We start from the raw sequence: 18,252 nt of genomic DNA on the forward strand, positions 1-18,252 counted from the left end.
GTAATTCAATAACAAGGAGTCCTGAAGCTTCGCGCTTCAGGGCTTCTTTTCCATTTTAACGCGCTTAAGACCAATTGTCATACAGTTCGTCGTATTTCTTGCGGTAAAAAAGCACTTTTTGCACGTATCTTCGGGTTTCACCGTAAGGAATGTCCGATAGCGACTCCTCCCGGCCGTCCCATGTACCCTCTCGCAGCCACTGCTTCACCTTGCCGGGTCCCGCATTGTATGCGGCTAGGGACTTAACCGGATCGCCGTCGAATTGTCGCAGGAGCTCCTTGAGGTACCAGGCTCCGAGGCGAATGCCGGCGTCGGCCCGCTCGCCTGCTTGCTTGGTCGTGATGCTGCCGAAGTCTTCTTGTTTCAGGATCCACTCCGCGGTATCCGGCATGATCTGCATGATGCCGATCGCGCCTTTCGGAGACACGGCATCCGGTTCGAAGTTGGATTCAACCCGGATGACGGCCGCGATGAGACGCGGATCCACCGCATACCGATCCGCATTCGACTGAATCTCTTCCTGGTACTGAATCGGATAAACCATCTTGCCTAGCCATTCCGAACGAAAAAACAGCAGCGCGACGACGATGAGGAACAGCGCCAAAAACCAGCGTTTTCGCTTCGGCCTTGTCCTTTTTTTGCTCATAACGGTACCGTTCCCGGATGGAGCGACCGCCAGAAGCGATCCAACTGCGCTTCCGTATCCGCGATCGTGCCGCTATTGTCGATGACGTAATCGGCCATTTGCCGCTTCTTTTCAATATCCATCTGGGCGCAGATCCGCTTGTCCGCTTCCTCCGGCGCCAGTCCGTCGCGTTCGATCAGACGCAACCGCTGGACTTCGCGGGGGACGTATGCGACCATGACGCCCTCGTATAAATGCTGCAGCCCCGACTCGTACAGCAGCGGAATGTCCGCCACCACCAGCCGATCGGGCCGCTCCGCCTCCAGCGCGGCGATCCGCTCGCGCATCAGCTCGCGAATGGCCGGATGCGTAATCGCCTCCAAAGCTTTTCTTTCTTCCGCGTCGGCGAATACGATCGTCCCCAACAGACGTCTGTTGAGCGTGCCGTCCTCCTGGATGACGCCTGCCCCGAAACGCTCCGCGATCCGGGCGAGCGAGGCTTGTCCGGGCTCGACGATTTCCCGGGCAATTCGATCCGCGTCGACGAGCGCCGCCCCGCGGGCGACCAGCATACGTGCGACTGTACTCTTGCCGGTGGCGATGCCGCCGGTCAATCCGATGTTCATCCTGTTAACCTCCTTGCAGCGGCTGCATCAGCCGTCTTTCGCTCCATACGAAAGGGACGCCTCTTTTCCGCGTTGGTCCCGCACGTCAGAACCCGACATTCCCCGCCATGCCATTATCCCCTCGGCTCAGATCCGGTTAACGAACCGGCTGCCGACCCTTCTGCTGAGTCAATGGGATAATGGCATGAATTAAACTACAAGACGACGATATCAGGCCCCTTAAGACGCCTGCATCAGCTTGAATATACCCATTATGATTAAAATAATTCCCGGCAAAACGGTTAGCCGCTGCACCCATCGCATACCCGACGCCAAAAACCCCACGCGCATGCCCGCCCAAAGAAACATGCCGCTCGCCGCGGCGATCAAGATCGCGGTCGGCACCGCGGGAAATCCAACGAGCGCAGCCCCGATGCCCGCCCCGAATGCGTCCAGCGACAAAGCGATGCCGAGCAGCAGCGCCTCTCCGGAAGTAATGATGCCCGACCGGTCCACGTCGGCGACCGAAGGCGTCCGCAAGATTTGGATGATGAGACCGAATACGCGAAGCTCCAACGTCAGCATCGGCACGGCGCCTTCGGCGTCCGCCGGGTGCTGCGCCGTAAGGCCCGACTTCGCAACCGAAGCCCCGTCGTCCTTGGCGCCCAGCGCCATAACCCGGCTCTCTTCCCCGGCTACGGTCCCCACGTTCGCCGCGTCATTCCCATCTTCGTCCGCTTTGCGATTTCGAGCGAATTGGATCAAAGCCCAAGTCCCGATCCCGATCAGTATCGCCGCGCCGACGGCCTTGGATCCATAGGGCGACAGCCATCCGGCGATGAGCGATCCGACGAGCATGGAGATGAGGATAACCGCGCCCGAGCAGGCCGCGATGATCGCGATGGACGGGAGCGGGATGCGAATCTTGCGTAGACCGTACGTAATGCCGACACCGAAGCCGTCCAGACTGACCGCGAACGCGAGAAATAACAAGGATGCCGAATGTGCGAGCATGACCGTACCTCCTGCATGGCGAATACATGCCGACGAACCCGGTTAGGGATCGACGGTTCTGTTCATCCTATGCAGAAGCGCGGGCGAATGCCCGCTTCAATTCGAACAATCGGTTACGATTCGCCGGCAGCCGAGCCGTCCAGTCTGCGCTTTACGGCGTTGCCGCCCTCCCGGTACCGCTTCGATGCAGCCGCGCTGACGCCGCTCGCCGGGCCAGCAGCTCCCTTCGGCGGTTTTTGGCATTTCGCGCACACATGCGTGCCGCGCCCGCCGACGACCGACTTGGCGATCGGGTACCCGCAGACAGGGCAAGCTTCGCCTGTCCGGCCGTATACGCGCAGCCGATGCTGAAACATCCCCATCTCGCCTTGTCCGTTGACGTAAGACTTGACCGAAGAGCCTCCGGCTTCGACTGCGGCCGTCAGCGTGGTCACGATCGCCTCATGGAGCCTGGTCCAATCCTTGGACTTCAGCTCGCCGGCCATGCGTTCCGGATGAATGCCCGCCAGATGCAGCGCCTCATCTACATAAATATTGCCGAGTCCCACGATCCATTCCTGATTCAGGAGCAGCGGCTTGATCTTCGTATTCCTGCGGCCGAGCGAGCCCATCAGCGCTTCCGCGGTAAAACCCGCTTCGAGCGGCTCGAGCCCGAGCTTCGCGAGCGGCGGCGACACGAGCTCCTCTCCCGTAGGGAAGAGATGCATCGTGCCGAACTGCCGAACGTCCGTGTACCGCAGCGCGGTCCCGTCCGTGAAGTGGAAAATAACGTGCGTATGCTTGTCCAGCGGCGCATCGTCCGCGAACATGCCGTACCGGCCTTCCATTCGCAAATGGGAGACGAGTACGAGTCCGTCCAGGATCAGCCGCAAAAACTTGCCCCGCCGCTCGACGGACGTAAACGTCCGTCCCTCCAGCATCGCGCCGAACACGTCGGGATCGTCCGGCTTCTGCAAGATGCGCGGCAGGCGCACCGTTACCGATCGAATCCGCTTGCCTACGATCAGCTCGCTCAGCGTGCGTCTGACCGTCTCTACTTCCGGGAGTTCCGGCATCTGTCGTTCATCCTTTCTCTAAGGTGACTGATCGATTCGCTAAAAGCCGACCCGGCACGAGTCGCTTACTTCGCCTCGTACCAGTTGACGCCGGCGCTAACCTCCGCCTTCAGCGGCACGTCGAGCGGCAGCGCGGAAGCCATCACTTCCGGCACGAGCTTCTTCATCAAATCCAGCTCCTCCGGCGGCACCTCGAATACGAGTTCGTCATGCACCTGAAGCAGCATTCGGCTCTTAAGCCCCTTATCCCTCAACGCCTCGGCCATGCGTACCATGGCGAGCTTGATAATGTCGGCGGCCGTGCCTTGGATCGGCGTATTCATCGCCGTTCGCTCCGCGAACGATCGCAAATTGAAGTTCGACGAGCGAATATCCGGCAGATAACGGCGCCGCTCGAGCATCGTCTTGACGTAGCCTTCCTTCTTCGCTTGCGCGACGATGTCGTCCATGTAGCGACGTACGCCCGGGAAGGCAGCAAAGTACTGCTCGATAAAGGCAGCCGCTTCCTTCCGCGTAATGCCAAGATTCTGGGAGAGGCCGTAATCGCTGATCCCATAGACGATGCCGAAGTTGACGGCTTTAGCGCTGCGGCGCATGTTGCCGTCCACCTGCTCGGCGCTGACGCCGAATACGTCCATCGCCGTCTTCGTATGAACGTCCATTTCCAGACGGAACGCTTCCTTCAGCCCTTCGTCCCCGGAAATATGCGCCAGCACCCGGAGCTCGATCTGCGAGTAGTCGGCGGCGAGAATCTGCCAGTCCGGCTCGGAAGGCACGAACGCCTTGCGAATCTGTCTGCCCTCTTCCATGCGGATCGGGATGTTCTGCAGGTTCGGATACTGGCTGCTGAGCCGTCCCGTGGCCGCGATCGTCTGACGATAGTAGGTGTGGATCTTGCCGTCCTCCGGCCGAATTTCCTTTAGCAAGCCCTCGATATATGTCGACTGGAGCTTGGCGAGCTGGCGGTAGTGCAGGATGAGCCGCACGATCTCGTGGTAGGGCTCCAGCTTCTCCAGCACCTCGGCGTCCGTCGAATAGCCGGTCTTCGTCTTTTTGACGACGGGCAGGCCGAGCTTGTCGAACAGCACCTCTCCCAGCTGCCTGGTCGAGCCGATGTTGAATTCAAAGCCTGCGATCCGGTAAATCTCGCTCACGATCTGGCCGATCCGCGCCTGGAAGTCCTTGCCCAGCTCTTCGAGCGCCTCGGCCTGCACGACGATTCCCTGCTTTTCCATGTCGGCCAGGATGATCGCGAGCGGCTGCTCGAGTTCGTAGAACAGCGGCTTCATGCCCGCCTCATCGAGCTCGGCCGCCTGCCGCGAGGCTAGCCGCCGGACCGCGTCCGCTTTGGACGCCAAATGGGCGGCCAGCGTCTCCGGCGCCGGCACGCGGAACTTCGCGCCTTTGCCGTACGCCGCTTCGTCCGACGCGATGCCGGGGAGCCCCACCTTCGCGAGCAGTCCGACGAGCGAAGGATCCGCTTCGGTCGGGTCAAGCAAATACGCCGCGAGCGAGCAGCAGAACGCTTGGCCGCGCAGCTCGAGGCCGTGGCGTGCCAGCACGAGCTCCGCGCGGTGCAGGTCGTAGCCGGTCTTCGGCGCGTCGGCGTCCGCGAGCCAAGCCCTGAGCGGCGCAGCTTCGGGCGCAGTCAGCAGCGCCTCGAACGACAGCGCGTACACGCGCTCTCCCGCGGCGACCGCGATGCCGATGCCTTCGCTCTGATGCGGGTTGTCGCCGCTCGCGTCAAGGATGAAGCTATCGGCGTGCGGGAGCGCCTCCGCGAGCGCGGTCCAATCCGCGGCGTCGGTCATCCGCACCGTCTCGTAGGCGGCAGCAGCTTCGGCGACCGAAGCTGCGTCCGCTTCGCCTTCGCTCAGCGCCAGCCGCTCGATGAGCGACTTGAACTCGAGCTTGCGCAGCGCCGCGAGAAGCGTCGGTTCTTCGGCGCCTTCCCAAGCGAGCTGCTCCCAGCTCCGCTCGACCGGGATCTCTCGCAGGATCGTCGCCAGCTCCTTGCTCATTTTTGCCGAGTCCATGTTGGTCCGCACGTTCTCGCCGAGCTTGCCTTTGATCTCACCTGCATGCGCCAGCACTTCTTCGACGCTGCCGTACTCCGAGAGCAGCTTGAGCGCGGTCTTCTCCCCGACCCCGGGAATGCCCGGGATATTGTCCGAGGCATCGCCCATAAGTCCCTTCAGGTCGATGATCTGAAGCGGCGTCAGTCCGTACTTGTCCCCGATCGCCGCGGGCGTATAGCGCTCCGTCTCGCTCACGCCCTTGCGCGTAAGGAGCACGCTCGTCCGCTCGGACGCCAGCTGCAGCATATCCTTGTCTCCCGAGACGACGACAGCCTCGATGCCCGCCTGCTCGGCCTGCTTCGTCAGGGTGCCGATAATGTCGTCGGCCTCGTAGCCGGGAATCTCGTATCGATATATCGAGAATGCGTCCAGCAGTTCTTTGAGCAGCGGAAATTGCTCGGACAGCTCGGGCGGCGTCTTCTGCCGTCCGCCTTTGTATTCGGCGAAGCCCTCGTGACGGAACACCGTCTTGCCGGCGTCGAACGCCACGATCAGATGCGTCGGACGCTCCTCCTCGAGTACCTTGAGCAGCATCGTCGTGAATCCGAACACCGCGTTCGTATGCAAGCCCGCGGAGTTGGTCAGCGGCGGCATCGCATAAAACGCGCGGAATACGATACTGTTGCCGTCGATGAGGAGCAGCTTGTCCCGCCCGCCCTCGCCTTGCTCGGTTTTCCATTTATTCGCCATCGGTTTACGCACGCTCCATCCGTTCTTCTTCCATTAAGAATAATCATACCATAAACGCCGGAGACCGGGCGACGTTAGGCGCCGAGCCGCTTTAAGGAAAGTTTAAGCACCTGGCCCGCGCGGGCTGTGTTAATATTGCTAATATATTTGAAGCGTAAGGAGAGAGTTCGCGTTGACCCAAGCGAGACGCTACATCCCGGAAATCAACTTGATGCGCGCGATGGCAATATTGGCCGTCGTCATGATTCACTCCACGAGCAATGCCCTAGTTCAGCTGCAGACGTCTTCTTCCTTTTATGGTTTATACGTTTTCCTACACGAATTTGCCGTCTTTGCCGTACCCGCTTTTATTTTCATCAGCGGCTTCGTACTGACCTACAATTATGTCGGCAAACCTTTGAACGGCGGCACGATCGCGACTTTTTACCGCAAACGCATCTGGAACGCCGTGGTCCCGTACGCGATTTTCAGCCTGCTCTATTTTCTGCTGAAAGCCAAATTCGCGCCTGCCGCCGATTGGGCGCCGAAATTCCTGGGACAGCTGCTCACCGGACAGGCTTACGGCCACTTGTACTTTATGTTCGTCATCATCCAGTACTATGTCCTGTTCCCCATCCTGCTGCTCGCACTCCGAAGCGGCTGGGTCCGCCGCCATATCTGGTGGATCGGCATCGCGATCCAATGGGGCTACTACTACTTAAACCGCGAATACATCGTCCATCAAACGGGATGGCCGGACGTTCTTCACCGTACCGGCAGCCTGTTCATCTCGTACTTCGGCGCGTTCGCGGTCGCCATGTGGATGGCCATCCACTATGAGCGGATCCTGTCCTGGTTCGCGGCCCGCCCCGCCGTTCGCCGGTTGTCCGTGCCGTTCGCCTACGCGCTGTGGCTCTTATCGGGCTTTTATTACGTTTACTTGCGTTATCAGGGTCTCGTGCACAAGAACTGGGCCGACGGACAGGTGTTCACCTACACGCAATTCGTGTTCAATATCATGTCCGCCATCGCGCTGTTTCTGATCGCGAACGTCATGATGCGCCGTCCCGCCGCCTTTTGGGCCCGGCTGCTCGGCAATATCGGCGTCTGCTCGTTCGGCATTTACTTTGTCCACCCCGCCGTGCTGTACTACTACCGCGACATACCCGTCCCGGGCAACGGCATGCTATTCCACGTTTATTATGCCTGCGAATATCTCGCGGCGCTGCTGGTCGCATGGGGGATCACCTGGACGATTCAGCGGAATTTCCGATGGGCCTGGATTCTGTTCGGCACCTCCTCGGCACCTAAAAAGAAGACGTCCGCAACGCCATAAAAAGACGTTCCGTTCCCTTATTTTCCTGCTATTTTCGACGCAAAACAGGAAGGCCGTCCTTACGGACGGTCTTTTGTTCGCCGTTTATTCACGATTTCTACGCAACTTTTGGATGCGGCTTTCGTCTAGAATAGAGTCGAATGCAACCGTAATCGTCGGATTTTACGAAATAAAAGGAGACTTTAGCACTATGAAATGGAAGTTGGAAAGACAACGCATGATCAAATGGCTCACCGCAGCCGCGCTCCTCGTTACGCTGCTCGCGCCCACGGCCTCGCACGTCGCCACGGCCGCAGGACCCAGCGACAACGTACTTACCCTGACCTTGAACAAGCCGCAAGTGTCGGTCAACGGCACGACGTACGCCTCGCCGCAGCCTGCGCTCATCGTCAAAGGCGTAACCTATGCGCCTGTATCCATGTTGGCCGCCCGTTTCGGCTATAAGATTACTTACAACGCCGCTTCCAAGTCGTATACGATCTCCACGGACGGCAACGCGGTCGAATTCAAGACCGGCAGCACCGCGTACTGGCTGAACGGCGCGAAGGTCGCGTCTTCCGGCAAGACCTATATCTACAAAGGCAGCCTGATGGTCCCGCTGCGCGACTGGGTCAAAGCGAGCGGCTCCAAGCTGTCCGCCGCGCCAGGCACGGTGTCCCTGACCTGGAGCGTCGCGCCGACAGCCGACTTCAAGGTCGACCAGGACGTCATTTACGCAGGCGAGACGCAGGTCACCTACACGAGCCTATCCAAAAATCCGAACAAGATCTGGTCCGAGAGCTGGGACGGCAACCTGAGCGTGTTTCCCGAGCCCGGTACATACGTGATCACCCGCAGCGTGCAGGACATGGCCGGCAATTGGCTGGATCCGTACGCCGTCTCGATCACCGTGCTGCCTCCGAACCAGCCGCCGGTCGCGCAGTTTACGACCGACAAGGACACGTATATGATCGGCGAGCCGATCACGATCACGGATCAATCGTACGACGACGAGAACGCGATCGTGTCGACCGAATGGTCGAACAACAAGCGAGGCTTCTTCGTATCCGGCCCGCAGACGATCTCGCTTCGCGTGACCGACAAGCACGGCAGCATTTCGGACTTCTCGAAGACGATCACGATCTCGACGGACGTCATGTACACCGAGGAAGAATTCAACGAACGCTTCACCCTCGTCGGAGACAAGTATCCGGTCGTCGGCGCGAACATTCTCAAGATTCCGACCGTGCCTTATACGTTCTATAATACGAACCGCGCGCTCATCGCTTCCGACAGTCCCGAGGATCTGACCGGTCCCGGCGTCCTTTACCGCGACACGCTGTCCGGCGACCTCCGCCTGTTCCTGTACCACCAGAACCTCGGCTCCGAGCCGCTCAAGATCTATCTTGCGGCGACCAACGAGAGCACAACCGAATCGGCGGCCATCGATCTCGGCGCTTGGGGCAGCGCCGGTCCGGAGACATTCGGCGCTTATACGGGCAAGATGGCGGCGATCCGCTACCTCGACGCCCGCGACTCGCAATCGACGTCGACCACTTGGCTGGCGCCAGGCGCGACCAAGTTGATCGTACCCGAGCTGAACCAGAAGGCGCTGTCCAAAGGCCAGACCTTCTCCGCTTACGCGGACTTGAGCACTTCGACGAACGTCAAGTTCACGCTGTTCGCGGTGAAGAGCGGCGACGATCCATTGACCAAGCTGCCGACGCTCGGCGTCATGAAGCGCGACGGCAAGCATATCCGCGGCACGTTCCAGGGCGCGGACCGCGAGATCGTCATCCAGGAGACGCTCGGCGATACGGCGAAGCGCATCGTGTTCGGCGATCACAGCATCGACCCGGCGCTTGACGGCATCGACCAGCTGAACGGCCAACCCGAGAACAACTGGGGCAACTTCGGCGTCGTCTACCACATGACGTTGCAGGTCAAGGCGAACACGCTCATCTCGCTTAACGCGCGGGGCGGCATCTACACCGGCGCCTTCCTCGTCAACGGCGTGAAGGTGCCCGTCACCAACACGAGTATCCTTGAAAATCCGAACGTCGCGACGCCGGTCTATCGCACCGGGCAGTACAACGAGACGGTCGAGATCTCGTACCTGACGGCGCTCGGCTCCAATCTGCCGATCACGCTGATGTTTATACCGATGAAATAATGCAAAAAGGGTTGTTTCCTCCGTTTACGCGGATGGGAACAACCCTTTTTAATGGCGCATGGGCGCTTGCAACGCCATCTCTACAGGAAGCGATACTCCTTCTGGCGGCTTCATGTCGCTAATCGCCTTCTCTATAGCAGGCGATGCCCCTTCTCGCGGCCCCATGTCGCTCATCGCCTTCTCTACAGCAGGCGATACTCCTTCCGGCGGCTTCATGTCGCTCAACGCCTTCTCTACAGCAGGCGATGCCCCTTCTCGCGGCCCCATGTCGCTCAACGCCTTCTCTACAGCAGGCGATGCCCCTTCTCGCGGCCCCATGTCACTCATCGCCTTCTCTAAAGCAGGCGATGCCCCTTCTGCCGCTGCGTGCCGCCAAACATTTCCTCGCCCCGCAAAAACAAAGGGCTGCCCCGCAGCCACTAATGACTGCTAGTGCAACCCTTGTCTTGCGGCTTCATCGCCGCACTTTTTCGCCGAGCCTATTGGTTCAAATCAGGACGCGTGCCGACGACGAGAAAAACGACGTTCTCGCCGATGTTCGTCGCATGGTCCGCGATCCGCTCGATGTAGCGTCCCACGAAGCACAGGTTCATCGCCTGTCCGACGTTCTTCTGGTTCTCGCCGGCCATCTCGAACAGCTCGCGCAGAATCTGCGAGTACAAGGCGTCGATCATATCGTCGTCCTTGGCCATTTTATAGGCTAGATCGACGTTCTCGTCGATGTAGGACCGGATCGACTCGCCGATCATGCCTTGCGCCAGCGTCGCCATGCGCGGCAGGTCCACGAGCGGCTTGATCAGCGTCTGACCTTCCAGCCGGATCGCGACTTTGGCGATGTCGACGGACAGATCGCCCATCCGCTCAAGGTCCGAGGAGATTTTGAGCGCCACGAGGATGCGGCGCAGATCCTTCGCCACAGGCTGCTGCGTAGCGATCAGCTTGGCCCCCAGATCGGCGATGCGTTCCTCGAGCCTGTTCAGTTCGGGGTCGGCTTTGACGATGCGCTGCGCCAGCGGCCCGTTCAAGCCCTCCAGCGCCTGCATCGCGTCGCCGAGCGCTTTTTCCACCCGGTCCCCCATTTCTACTAGCATGTTCTGCAATTGCACGAGCCCGATATCGAATTCCCTTCTCGCCGTCATTGGCCGTTTGCCCCTTCCAAGTCGTTTAACCGAATCTGCCGGAGATATAGTCCTCCGTCCTTTGATCCCGCGGCGCACGGAACAATTGCTCCGTCTCCGCGGACTCCACTACTTCGCCATTCAGGAAAAACACCGTTCGGTCCGAGATTCTGGCTGCCTGGTGCATGTTATGCGTGACCATGACGATCGTATAACTCTTTTTCAGCTCCCGCGTGAGCTCCTCGATCTTCGTCGTCGAGATCGGATCGAGCGCCGACGTCGATTCGTCCATGAGCAGGATGTCCGGCTCGATCGCGAGCGCGCGCGCGATGCACAGACGCTGCTGCTGGCCGCCCGACAGGCTCAACGCGGACTTTTTCAGCACGTCCTTGACCTCGTGCCATAGCGACGCCGAACGCAAGCTCTTTTCGACGACGCCGTCCAGCTCGGACTTCTTGGTCACGCCGTGCAGGCGCGGGCCATAAGCGACGTTGTCGTAGATCGTCTTGGGAAACGGATTCGGCTGCTGGAACACCATGCCGACCCGCTTCCGAAGAAACTCGACTTCGGTCTGCCCGTCGTAAATATTGCGGTCTTGGATGACCACTTCGCCTTCGATGAGCACGCCCGGAATCGTGTCGTTCATCCGATTGAGCGTCCGCAGCAGCGTCGACTTGCCGCAGCCCGAAGGGCCGATGAACGCAGTGATGCTTTTCTCAGGAATGGTCAGGTCCACGTTTTTAAGCGCATGGAACTTTCCGTAGTATAGCTGCAGCTTCTTGGTCTCGATAATCACTTGCGCTCCTCCTCCTCGTCGGGCCGGGCCCTGCGGTCCGGCACCGCATCCTGTCGGCTGCCCGCGGCCGCTCCGTCGCTTACGATCAGCCGAAGCGCCCGGAGATGTAGTCGTCCGTCGATTTGCGCGTCGGGTTGGTGAAGATCTTGTTCGTATCGTCGTATTCGACCAGGTCGCCGAGGAAGAAAAACGCCGTCTTGTCGGACACGCGCGCGGCTTGATGCATGTTGTGCGTGACGATAACGATCGTGTAGTCCTGCTTCAGTTCGGCGATCAGCTCCTCGACCTTGGCGGTCGACACGGGGTCAAGCGCGGAAGCCGGTTCGTCCATGAGCAGGATATCCGGCTTGACGGCGATCGAGCGCGCGATGCACAGACGCTGCTGCTGCCCGCCCGACAACGCGAGGCCCGACTGGTGCAGACGGTCCTTGACCTCGTCCCACAGCGCCGTCTTGCGAAGGCACTCTTCGACGAGCTGATCGAGCGCTGCCTTGTTCTTCACGCCATGATAGCGCGGACCGAACGCGACGTTTTCGTAGATCGATTTGTGAAAAGGATTCGGGCGCTGCCAGACCATCCCGATCTTCTGGCGGAGCCGTACGACGTCCGTCTTCGAATCGCAGATGTTATGGCCGCCGATCCAGATCTCCCCCTGGATCGAAGCGCCGGGGATCAGGTCGTTCATCCGGTTGAGCGATCGCAGGAACGTCGACTTGCCGCAGCCCGATGGGCCGATCAACGCGACGACCTGGCGATCGGGGAAGGCCATGCTGACCTGCTTGATCGCCTGCTTTTCGCCATAGAAGACGGATAAGTCTTTGGTGTAAAAAGCAGGCGGCGGCGCGGCTTGCGTGAGGGCGGACCCGCTTGCTTCGGGCTCGGACGGCGCCGGCTTCGGCGTCTCCGCGCTTACGGACGGGGCTTGCTTCGGCGCGGACGCGGGCTGGGCAGGCGGCGCGGAGGGTGCAGGCGGCAGGACGGTTCCCGTGCCGGCGTTAAGCGCGGCTTCGCTTGCGGAATCGGCCGGCGAGGGCGTGCCCGCCGGTTTTTCGCCGGCGGTCGGGGCGGCATTGCGCCGGGCCTCCGTCTTTTCGGTCGCGATCATAGTCACGATGAATTCCTCCTTTAAGTTCCAGGTGATCCGGCCGGAGCCGGTCTTAACGTCCTGCCGTCAGCTTGCGGTACAGCACGCGTCCAAGCCATCTGGCTCCCAGATTGAACAGGAGCACGGTGATGATAAGGACTGCCGAAGCGCCTGCCGCGATCTGCGCGGCGTCGGGAGCGAGACCTTCGCTGTTGATCTTCCAGATATGAACGGCCAGCGTCTCGGCCGGACGAAACGGATTGAGCGGCGACGTGTGATGCAGCGGATTCCAGTCGGTGAAGTCGAGGCGCGGCGAGCTCATGCCCGCCGTGAACAACAGCGCGGCTGCTTCGCCGAATACGCGGCCGGCAGCAAGGATCGTACCCGTGACGATGGCGGGCAGCGAGATCGGCAGCATGACCGTCGTGATCGTGCGCCAGCGGGACAGTCCGAGCGCGAGCCCGGCTTCCTTCTGTTCGCGCGGCACGGCGCGGAGCGCCTGCTCGGTGATACGCACCATGAGCGGGAGGTTGAACACCGTCAGCGCGAGTGCGCCGGACATGAGCGACAGCCCGAGGCCGAAGCGGTTGACGATGACCAAGAGTCCGAACAAGCCGACAACGATCGAAGGGAAGGAAGACAGAACTTCGACGATCAGGCGGATGAACGCGGTCAGCCGGTTCTGCTTGGCGTACTCGCTCATGTAGATGCCGGCGCCGAGGCCGAGCGGAACCGTGATGATCATCGTCAGCACGAGCAGGAACAGCGAGTTGAACAACTGGGGTCCGATCCCGCCGCCCGCGCGGATCGACTCGGGCGGGGAGGTGAGGAAGTGCCAGCTGATATGGCCGACGCCGCGGATGAGCAGGTAGCCGAGCAGCGCGGCAAGCAGCGCGATGATCAAAAAGCCGATGCCGACGATGACGCCGGTCATGATTCGGTCTACGGACTTGGCCTTCATGCGTGCTTCACTCTCCTCTCCAGCATCCGGACGACGAATACGAACAGGAACGTCATGATGAGCAAGATGAGCGCGAGGCTCCACAGCGCGTTGTTGTGCAAGGAACCGCTCGTCGTGTTGCCCATCGACAGCGTGATGATACTGGTCAGCGTCGCGGCGGATTGCGTCAGCGAGTGCGGGATGTGCGGCGCGTTGCCGATGACCATCTGCACGGCGAGCGCTTCGCCGAACGCGCGCGCGATACCGAGCACGACGCCGGTCATGAGCGACGGCAGCGTTGTCGGAATGACGAGCCGCGATATCGTCTGCCAGCGCGTGGCGCCGAGCGCGTAAGAGCCTTCTTTCAGTCCGGCTGGCAAGCTGCGAAGCGCGTCCGTCGCGACGGTCGTGATCGTCGGCAGGATCATGACGGACAGGACGATCCCGCCCGCAAGGATGCCGACGCCTTGTCCTGGGAAGATGTCCCGCAGGAAAGGCACGATGACGCTGAGGCCGACGAAGCCGTAGACGACGGAAGGGACGCCGGCGAGCAGCTCGATGGCAGGCTGTAAAATATTTTTGCCGACTTTGGGCATCATTTCGGTCATGAAGATCGCGGCGCAGATGCCGAGCGGCGCGGCGATGATGGCCGCGAGCAGCGAAGTTGCGAATGAGCCGAACAGAAACGGCAGCGCGCCGAAACGCGGCGTGTCCGCTTCCGGCGCCCACTTCAGGCCGCCGAGCATCTCGCCGACGCTCACGCCCTGGCTCGCGAACGGCGTCAAGCCTCTCGAAGCGATAAAGTAGACGATCGAAAAAATGATGACGATCAGCAGCAGCACGCAAAACATCACGTAACCTCTGCCGCGGAGTTCCTCAAGCTTGTGCTTCGGAAATTTGCCGCGTCCGTCCTTCGCGATGGCATCCGCCGCTGGGCGGGTTTGGGTCATGTTCATGCGAGCCTCTCCTTAACGTGGCAAGAGAGGCGCCCTTTTCAGGTCCGCCTCTGCCGGCTATTCTCGTACGTTTTTTATTATTTGTTGGTTACTTTGCCTTCCACGTCGCGCGTAACCTTCATGTCGCTAACCGGGATGTAGCCCAGATCCTTAACGTCGGTTCCTTGAATTTCGTCGCTCAGCATGTAGTCGAGGAATGCCTTGACTGCGCCCTCAGGCTCGCCCTTCGTATACATGTGCTCGTATGCCCATACCGGATAAGTGCCGGACGCTACGTTTTCGGCCGTCGGATCTACGCCTTCGTATTTCAACGCTTGAATCGTGTCGTCGAGGTAGGAGAGCGCCAGGTAACCGATCGCGCCGGGCGTTTCGGAGACGAGCTTGCGAACCGTGCCGGATGCGTCTTCCGTAATCGAGTCCGGCAGGTCTTCCGACTTCGCGCCGAGGGCGAAGTTTTCGAACGTAGCGCGGGTACCCGAGCTTGCCGGGCGGTTGACGAGGACGATCTTTTCATCCTTGCCGCCAACGTCCTTCCAGTTCGTAACTTTGCCGGTGAAGATGTCGACCAGTTGAGCCTTCGTCAAGTTGTCTACGCCAACGTCCTTGTTAGAGACAGCAGCGATCGATACGACGGCGACTTGGTGATCGACGAGCTCTTTCGCTTTTTCTGCATCGGCATCCTTCAGCTTCTCTTCGGCGAATACGTCGGAGTTGCCGATTTGCACGGTGCCTTCCGATACTTGGGACAGTCCGGCGCCGCTGCCGCCGCCGTTGACGGTGATCGTGACGTCCTTGTTGAGATCCATGAATTTCTTCGAAGCTTGATCGACGAGCGGTTGAAGCGCGGTCGAGCCCGCTGCGCTGAACGCGCCGCTGACTGCGGCGCTTGCCGGAGCGCTCGACGATGCGCCTGACGATGCACCAGCATCGGCATTATTGGAATTGTTGTTTTTTCCGCAAGCGGCAAGGGAGATGCTAAGTGCGAGCGTCGTCAGTACGAGCAGAGATTTTTTCAAGGAATAGAGCCCCTTTCAAATTGTGTTTATATAGTTTGTTCTCAAGCACATCTCTGATTCTAGCGGCCATTCGTCATTCTTGTATTCGGGTATTGTTAACGCAATGTAAAAATTGTCGGACGTTAATATTTTTCTTCGGGGGATTCGTTCATTTGCGCCGCGAGCTTGGCGACCTGCGCGGCGATCTGCTCCGACATGGCCGACGCCTCGCGCGATGCCGTCGCGAGATGCTCCGTTCCCTTTGCGTTCTCGGAGCTTTGCGTCCACAGGCGGTTGAACGTCTCCTCCGTCTTGTGCACTTGCAGCAGTCCGCGATCCGCGCCTTCCTTCCCTTCGCGGACGTGAGCGGCCGCGGCGGCCGCCGAAGCCGCCATGCCGCTAAGCTGTTCGCGAATCTGGCCGGCCTGCGACTTCGTCTCGTCGGCGAGCTGGCGCACTTCCTGGGCGACGACTGAAAAGCCCAGGCCGTGCGCGCCGGCTCTCGCCGCTTCGATCTGCGCGTTGATCGCGAGCAGGTTGCACTGGTCCGCCAGCTGCGCGATCATCTTGGCGATGCCGACCGTGTCCGATACCCGGGCGAGCAGCTCGTCCACCGACTTGGCTTGACGTTCCGCGGTCTCCGTCCAGAGGCGGAACAGCCCCAGCATCTCGGTCAAATCTTCCCGGCCGTGCTCCGCCAGCTCCGCGATCTCCAGGCTGCCCGCGCGGGATACCGATGCCTCGCCGGCGAGGACGTCCACCGCGCCTCGGATGTCGCGCAGCATCCTCTCGGCGCCGCGCACGGTCGCCATCTGGCGTCCGGCGAGCTCTCGCCGCAGCAGCCGCGAGAGCTGCAGCATGTCGCTGACCGTGAGGACGCCGGCAAAGACGCCGCCACTCGTCATGATCACGGCATCGTTGATTCGCTCTTCGTCCCGCGACATCGCGCGGTCGATCAGCTCCTGCGGCGACAGTTCGGTCTCGGCGGTCATGGCCTTGACGTCCATCAGCTTGGATACGGGCTTGTCCGCGAACAACGGCATGCCGTAGAGGGAACCGATCAATTTAAAGAAGCGATGCCGCATGACGATGCCCGCGGGTTCGCCTGTCGTCCGCACGACGGCTACGCACTCGAGCTCCTGGCGTCTGCGGAACAGCTCGGCGATCTCGCCGCAAGTCTGCTCCGGCGATACCTGCGGGCAGGAACGAATCCACTCCGCCAGCGCGACCGAAGGATAATGCTTGGCGAACTCCGCCGGTTCGCTCTCGCGAACGGGCGCCGCCTCTTGGAGCTTCGTGCTCCGCTCTCCCGTTTTCGGGCGTGGCGCCTTTTCGGCAACCCGGGATTTCGCTTTTTCTAATAGAAGCAAACTCATGCTCCCAACCCCTTATCCGCTGATCTTGACCCGCTCAGTTTATCAGCGGCTTGTCAACGCGGCGTTAGGAGAAGGATGGAGAAATGTAAATTATCCCTTTTTTAACGAACGTCCGCGAAAAAAGCGGATTCATTGGCTCAGAACGTCAAAAGGAGCTGCTCCGACAGTCCGCCAGGCGGACGATCGAGACAGCTCCTTGCGTATGTTATGACGGCGAATCGTTCAACCTATCGGTTGTCCACCTTTTCCGGATACAGATCGTGGTTCAGCAGCCGGTGCTCGGCCATCGCCTCGTACTTGGTGCCGGGCTTTCCCCAGTTGCAGTACGGATCGATGGAGATGCCGCCTCTCGGCGTGAACTTGCCCCATACTTCGATATACCGCGGCGCCATCAGTTCGATGAGATCGTTCATGATGATGTTCATGCAGTCTTCGTGAAAGTCTCCGTGGTTGCGGAAGCTGAATAAATACAGCTTGAGCGATTTGCTCTCCACCATCTTCGCGTCCGGGATATACGAGATATAGATCGTCGCGAAGTCCGGCTGTCCCGTCATCGGGCACAGGCTCGTGAATTCGGGACAGTTGAACTTGACGAAGTAATCTCTGCCCGGATGCTTATTGTCGAACGATTCCAGCACCTCTGGCGCGTAGTTGCTCGGGTATGCGGTCCCCTGGTTGCCGAGGAGCGATACGCCCGCCAGCTCTTCCTTGCTTCTTCCGGCCATGATCATTGTCTCCTTATACGCCTTTTTTGTTTCCCCAGATCCAGGCGTGCAGCTGGGGCAGCACGTGTACGTCTCGCCAGCCGGCATCGGCGACGACCCGATCGACGAGCCATTCGTAGCGAGCCAGCAAATACGGCAGCAGCTGCGCCCGGTCCTGCTCGCCGAGCCGGCCGTTGCCTGCCTGCAAATAAAACGGGATGCCCGGAAAACGCAGATGAACGTCAGCCGCGTAGGCCAGGTCGGTCTCGTCAAAAATCACGACCTTCAGGCTGAAATGGCGGCCGCCCTGCGCCAGGCGCGCGACGATCCGCTCGAGCGCGGCCCAATCGGTCGTCATGCCGGAGCTCGGCGGCTTGGGCGATATCGTCAGCTCGTCGATGTCCAAGAACCAGTCCTGCCATTTGCTGCCCTGCGTCTCCAAGGCGACGACCGCCCCCGCTGCGCGGAGCGCGGCGATCAGCGCGCCAAGCTGCGGCAGCAGCGCGGGATTGCCGCCCGACAGCGTCACATGGTCCGGCGCGGACCCGTCGAGCGCAGTCAGCTCTCGCAAAATATCGTCCGGATTCATCAAGCGAATGTCATCTTTGCCGGTCCCGTCCCAAGTGAAGGCCGAGTCGCACCAGCTGCACCGGTAATCGCAGCCCGCGGTGCGGACGAACTTCGTTTTCCTCCCGATGACCATGCCTTCGCCCTGAACCGTCGGGCCGAAAACTTCCATTACCGGAATG

Annotated in this window: 16 protein-coding genes; 2 read left to right on the forward strand and 14 right to left on the reverse strand. The window is 60.5% G+C overall.

The features are described 5' to 3' along the window. Positions 1 to 64 precede the first annotated feature (64 nt). The 5 genes from BM235_RS13460 to polA all read right to left on the reverse strand — a co-directional run bounded on the left by BM235_RS13460 (position 65) and on the right by polA (position 6,067). Complete coding sequence (locus tag BM235_RS13460; RefSeq protein ID WP_090113888.1) at positions 65 to 646, reverse strand: lytic transglycosylase domain-containing protein; 582 nt, start codon at positions 644 to 646, stop codon at positions 65 to 67. Next, a complete protein-coding gene (gene coaE, locus BM235_RS13465; protein ID WP_090113890.1) occupies positions 643 to 1,251 on the reverse strand; it encodes a dephospho-CoA kinase in 609 nt (202 codons plus the stop codon). The genes BM235_RS13460 and coaE overlap by 4 nt, the downstream gene beginning before the upstream one ends. A 219-nt stretch (positions 1,252 to 1,470) precedes the next feature. Then, the gene (locus BM235_RS13470; RefSeq protein WP_090113892.1) at positions 1,471 to 2,244 is read right to left on the reverse strand and encodes an MntP/YtaF family protein; all 774 of its coding nucleotides are present in this window, start codon (positions 2,242 to 2,244) and stop codon (positions 1,471 to 1,473) included. 113 nt (positions 2,245 to 2,357) lie between these two features. Continuing rightward, positions 2,358 to 3,299 carry a DNA-formamidopyrimidine glycosylase gene (gene mutM / locus BM235_RS13475; protein WP_090113894.1) on the reverse strand — a complete coding sequence of 314 codons (942 nt, stop codon included), beginning with the start codon at positions 3,297 to 3,299 and terminating at the stop codon, positions 2,358 to 2,360. A gap of 65 nt (positions 3,300 to 3,364) precedes the next feature. Then, positions 3,365 to 6,067: a DNA polymerase I gene (gene polA, locus BM235_RS13480; protein WP_090113896.1), complete on the reverse strand. Its 2,703-nt coding sequence runs from the start codon at positions 6,065 to 6,067 to the stop codon at positions 3,365 to 3,367. Between the two features lie 172 nt (positions 6,068 to 6,239). Between polA and BM235_RS13485 the strand changes: the two genes are divergently transcribed. Both BM235_RS13485 and BM235_RS13490 read left to right on the forward strand, forming a co-directional pair. Beyond that, positions 6,240 to 7,382 (forward strand): acyltransferase, encoded by a 1,143-nt coding sequence (locus tag BM235_RS13485; RefSeq protein ID WP_110468924.1) that lies wholly within the window; start codon positions 6,240 to 6,242, stop codon positions 7,380 to 7,382. Between the two features lie 190 nt (positions 7,383 to 7,572). Beyond that, on the forward strand, positions 7,573 to 9,534 hold the full coding sequence (locus tag BM235_RS13490; RefSeq protein ID WP_158543863.1) for a copper amine oxidase N-terminal domain-containing protein: 1,962 nt from the start codon (positions 7,573 to 7,575) through the stop codon (positions 9,532 to 9,534). Positions 9,535 to 10,013: 479 nt separating this feature from the next. Here the strand turns inward: BM235_RS13490 and phoU are convergent, their stop codons facing one another. From phoU to queE, 9 genes are all read right to left on the reverse strand, one after another. Further along, positions 10,014 to 10,673, reverse strand: coding sequence for a phosphate signaling complex protein PhoU (phoU, locus tag BM235_RS13500; protein ID WP_090113902.1), 660 nt, complete (start codon positions 10,671 to 10,673; stop codon positions 10,014 to 10,016). A gap of 25 nt (positions 10,674 to 10,698) precedes the next feature. Next, positions 10,699 to 11,445 (reverse strand): phosphate ABC transporter ATP-binding protein PstB, encoded by a 747-nt coding sequence (gene pstB, locus BM235_RS13505; RefSeq protein WP_090114622.1) that lies wholly within the window; start codon positions 11,443 to 11,445, stop codon positions 10,699 to 10,701. An 88-nt stretch (positions 11,446 to 11,533) separates the two neighbouring features. Next, the gene (gene pstB, locus BM235_RS13510; RefSeq protein ID WP_090114625.1) at positions 11,534 to 12,424 is read right to left on the reverse strand and encodes a phosphate ABC transporter ATP-binding protein PstB; all 891 of its coding nucleotides are present in this window, start codon (positions 12,422 to 12,424) and stop codon (positions 11,534 to 11,536) included. A gap of 181 nt (positions 12,425 to 12,605) precedes the next feature. Continuing rightward, the gene (pstA, locus tag BM235_RS13515) at positions 12,606 to 13,493 is read right to left on the reverse strand and encodes a phosphate ABC transporter permease PstA (RefSeq protein WP_090113904.1); all 888 of its coding nucleotides are present in this window, start codon (positions 13,491 to 13,493) and stop codon (positions 12,606 to 12,608) included. Then, positions 13,490 to 14,422 carry a phosphate ABC transporter permease subunit PstC gene (pstC, locus tag BM235_RS13520; RefSeq protein ID WP_090114627.1) on the reverse strand — a complete coding sequence of 311 codons (933 nt, stop codon included), beginning with the start codon at positions 14,420 to 14,422 and terminating at the stop codon, positions 13,490 to 13,492. Before pstC ends, pstA begins: the two co-directional genes overlap by 4 nt. A gap of 83 nt (positions 14,423 to 14,505) precedes the next feature. Next, a complete protein-coding gene (locus tag BM235_RS13525; RefSeq protein WP_090113906.1) occupies positions 14,506 to 15,444 on the reverse strand; it encodes a phosphate ABC transporter substrate-binding protein in 939 nt (312 codons plus the stop codon). A gap of 122 nt (positions 15,445 to 15,566) precedes the next feature. Beyond that, on the reverse strand, positions 15,567 to 16,799 hold the full coding sequence (locus BM235_RS13530; protein ID WP_090113919.1) for a methyl-accepting chemotaxis protein: 1,233 nt from the start codon (positions 16,797 to 16,799) through the stop codon (positions 15,567 to 15,569). 227 nt (positions 16,800 to 17,026) lie between these two features. After that, positions 17,027 to 17,524, reverse strand: coding sequence for a preQ(1) synthase (gene queF, locus BM235_RS13535; protein ID WP_090113931.1), 498 nt, complete (start codon positions 17,522 to 17,524; stop codon positions 17,027 to 17,029). Positions 17,525 to 17,537: 13 nt separating this feature from the next. Beyond that, complete coding sequence (queE, locus tag BM235_RS13540; RefSeq protein WP_090113933.1) at positions 17,538 to 18,242, reverse strand: 7-carboxy-7-deazaguanine synthase QueE; 705 nt, start codon at positions 18,240 to 18,242, stop codon at positions 17,538 to 17,540. Positions 18,243 to 18,252 lie beyond the last annotated feature (10 nt).

The sequence above is a fragment of the Cohnella sp. OV330 genome (assembly GCF_900112065.1).
Lineage (GTDB): Bacteria > Bacillota > Bacilli > Paenibacillales > Paenibacillaceae > Cohnella.

Excerpts from the sequence above, each read along its gene's own strand:
- BM235_RS13460 (WP_090113888.1), bottom strand. The coding sequence starts at position 646 with ATGAGCAAAAAAAGGACAAGGCCGAAGCGAAAACGCTGGTTTTTGGCG.
- coaE (WP_090113890.1), bottom strand. The coding sequence starts at position 1,251 with ATGAACATCGGATTGACCGGCGGCATCGCCACCGGCAAGAGTACAGTC.
- BM235_RS13470 (WP_090113892.1), bottom strand. The coding sequence starts at position 2,244 with ATGCTCGCACATTCGGCATCCTTGTTATTTCTCGCGTTCGCGGTCAGT.
- mutM (WP_090113894.1), bottom strand. The coding sequence starts at position 3,299 with ATGCCGGAACTCCCGGAAGTAGAGACGGTCAGACGCACGCTGAGCGAG.
- polA (WP_090113896.1), bottom strand. The coding sequence starts at position 6,067 with ATGGCGAATAAATGGAAAACCGAGCAAGGCGAGGGCGGGCGGGACAAG.
- BM235_RS13490 (WP_158543863.1), top strand. The coding sequence starts at position 7,573 with ATGAAATGGAAGTTGGAAAGACAACGCATGATCAAATGGCTCACCGCA.
- phoU (WP_090113902.1), bottom strand. The coding sequence starts at position 10,673 with ATGACGGCGAGAAGGGAATTCGATATCGGGCTCGTGCAATTGCAGAAC.
- pstA (WP_090113904.1), bottom strand. The coding sequence starts at position 13,493 with ATGAAGGCCAAGTCCGTAGACCGAATCATGACCGGCGTCATCGTCGGC.
- pstC (WP_090114627.1), bottom strand. The coding sequence starts at position 14,422 with ATGACCCAAACCCGCCCAGCGGCGGATGCCATCGCGAAGGACGGACGC.
- BM235_RS13530 (WP_090113919.1), bottom strand. The coding sequence starts at position 16,799 with ATGAGTTTGCTTCTATTAGAAAAAGCGAAATCCCGGGTTGCCGAAAAG.
- queF (WP_090113931.1), bottom strand. The coding sequence starts at position 17,524 with ATGGCCGGAAGAAGCAAGGAAGAGCTGGCGGGCGTATCGCTCCTCGGC.
- queE (WP_090113933.1), bottom strand. The coding sequence starts at position 18,242 with ATGGAAGTTTTCGGCCCGACGGTTCAGGGCGAAGGCATGGTCATCGGG.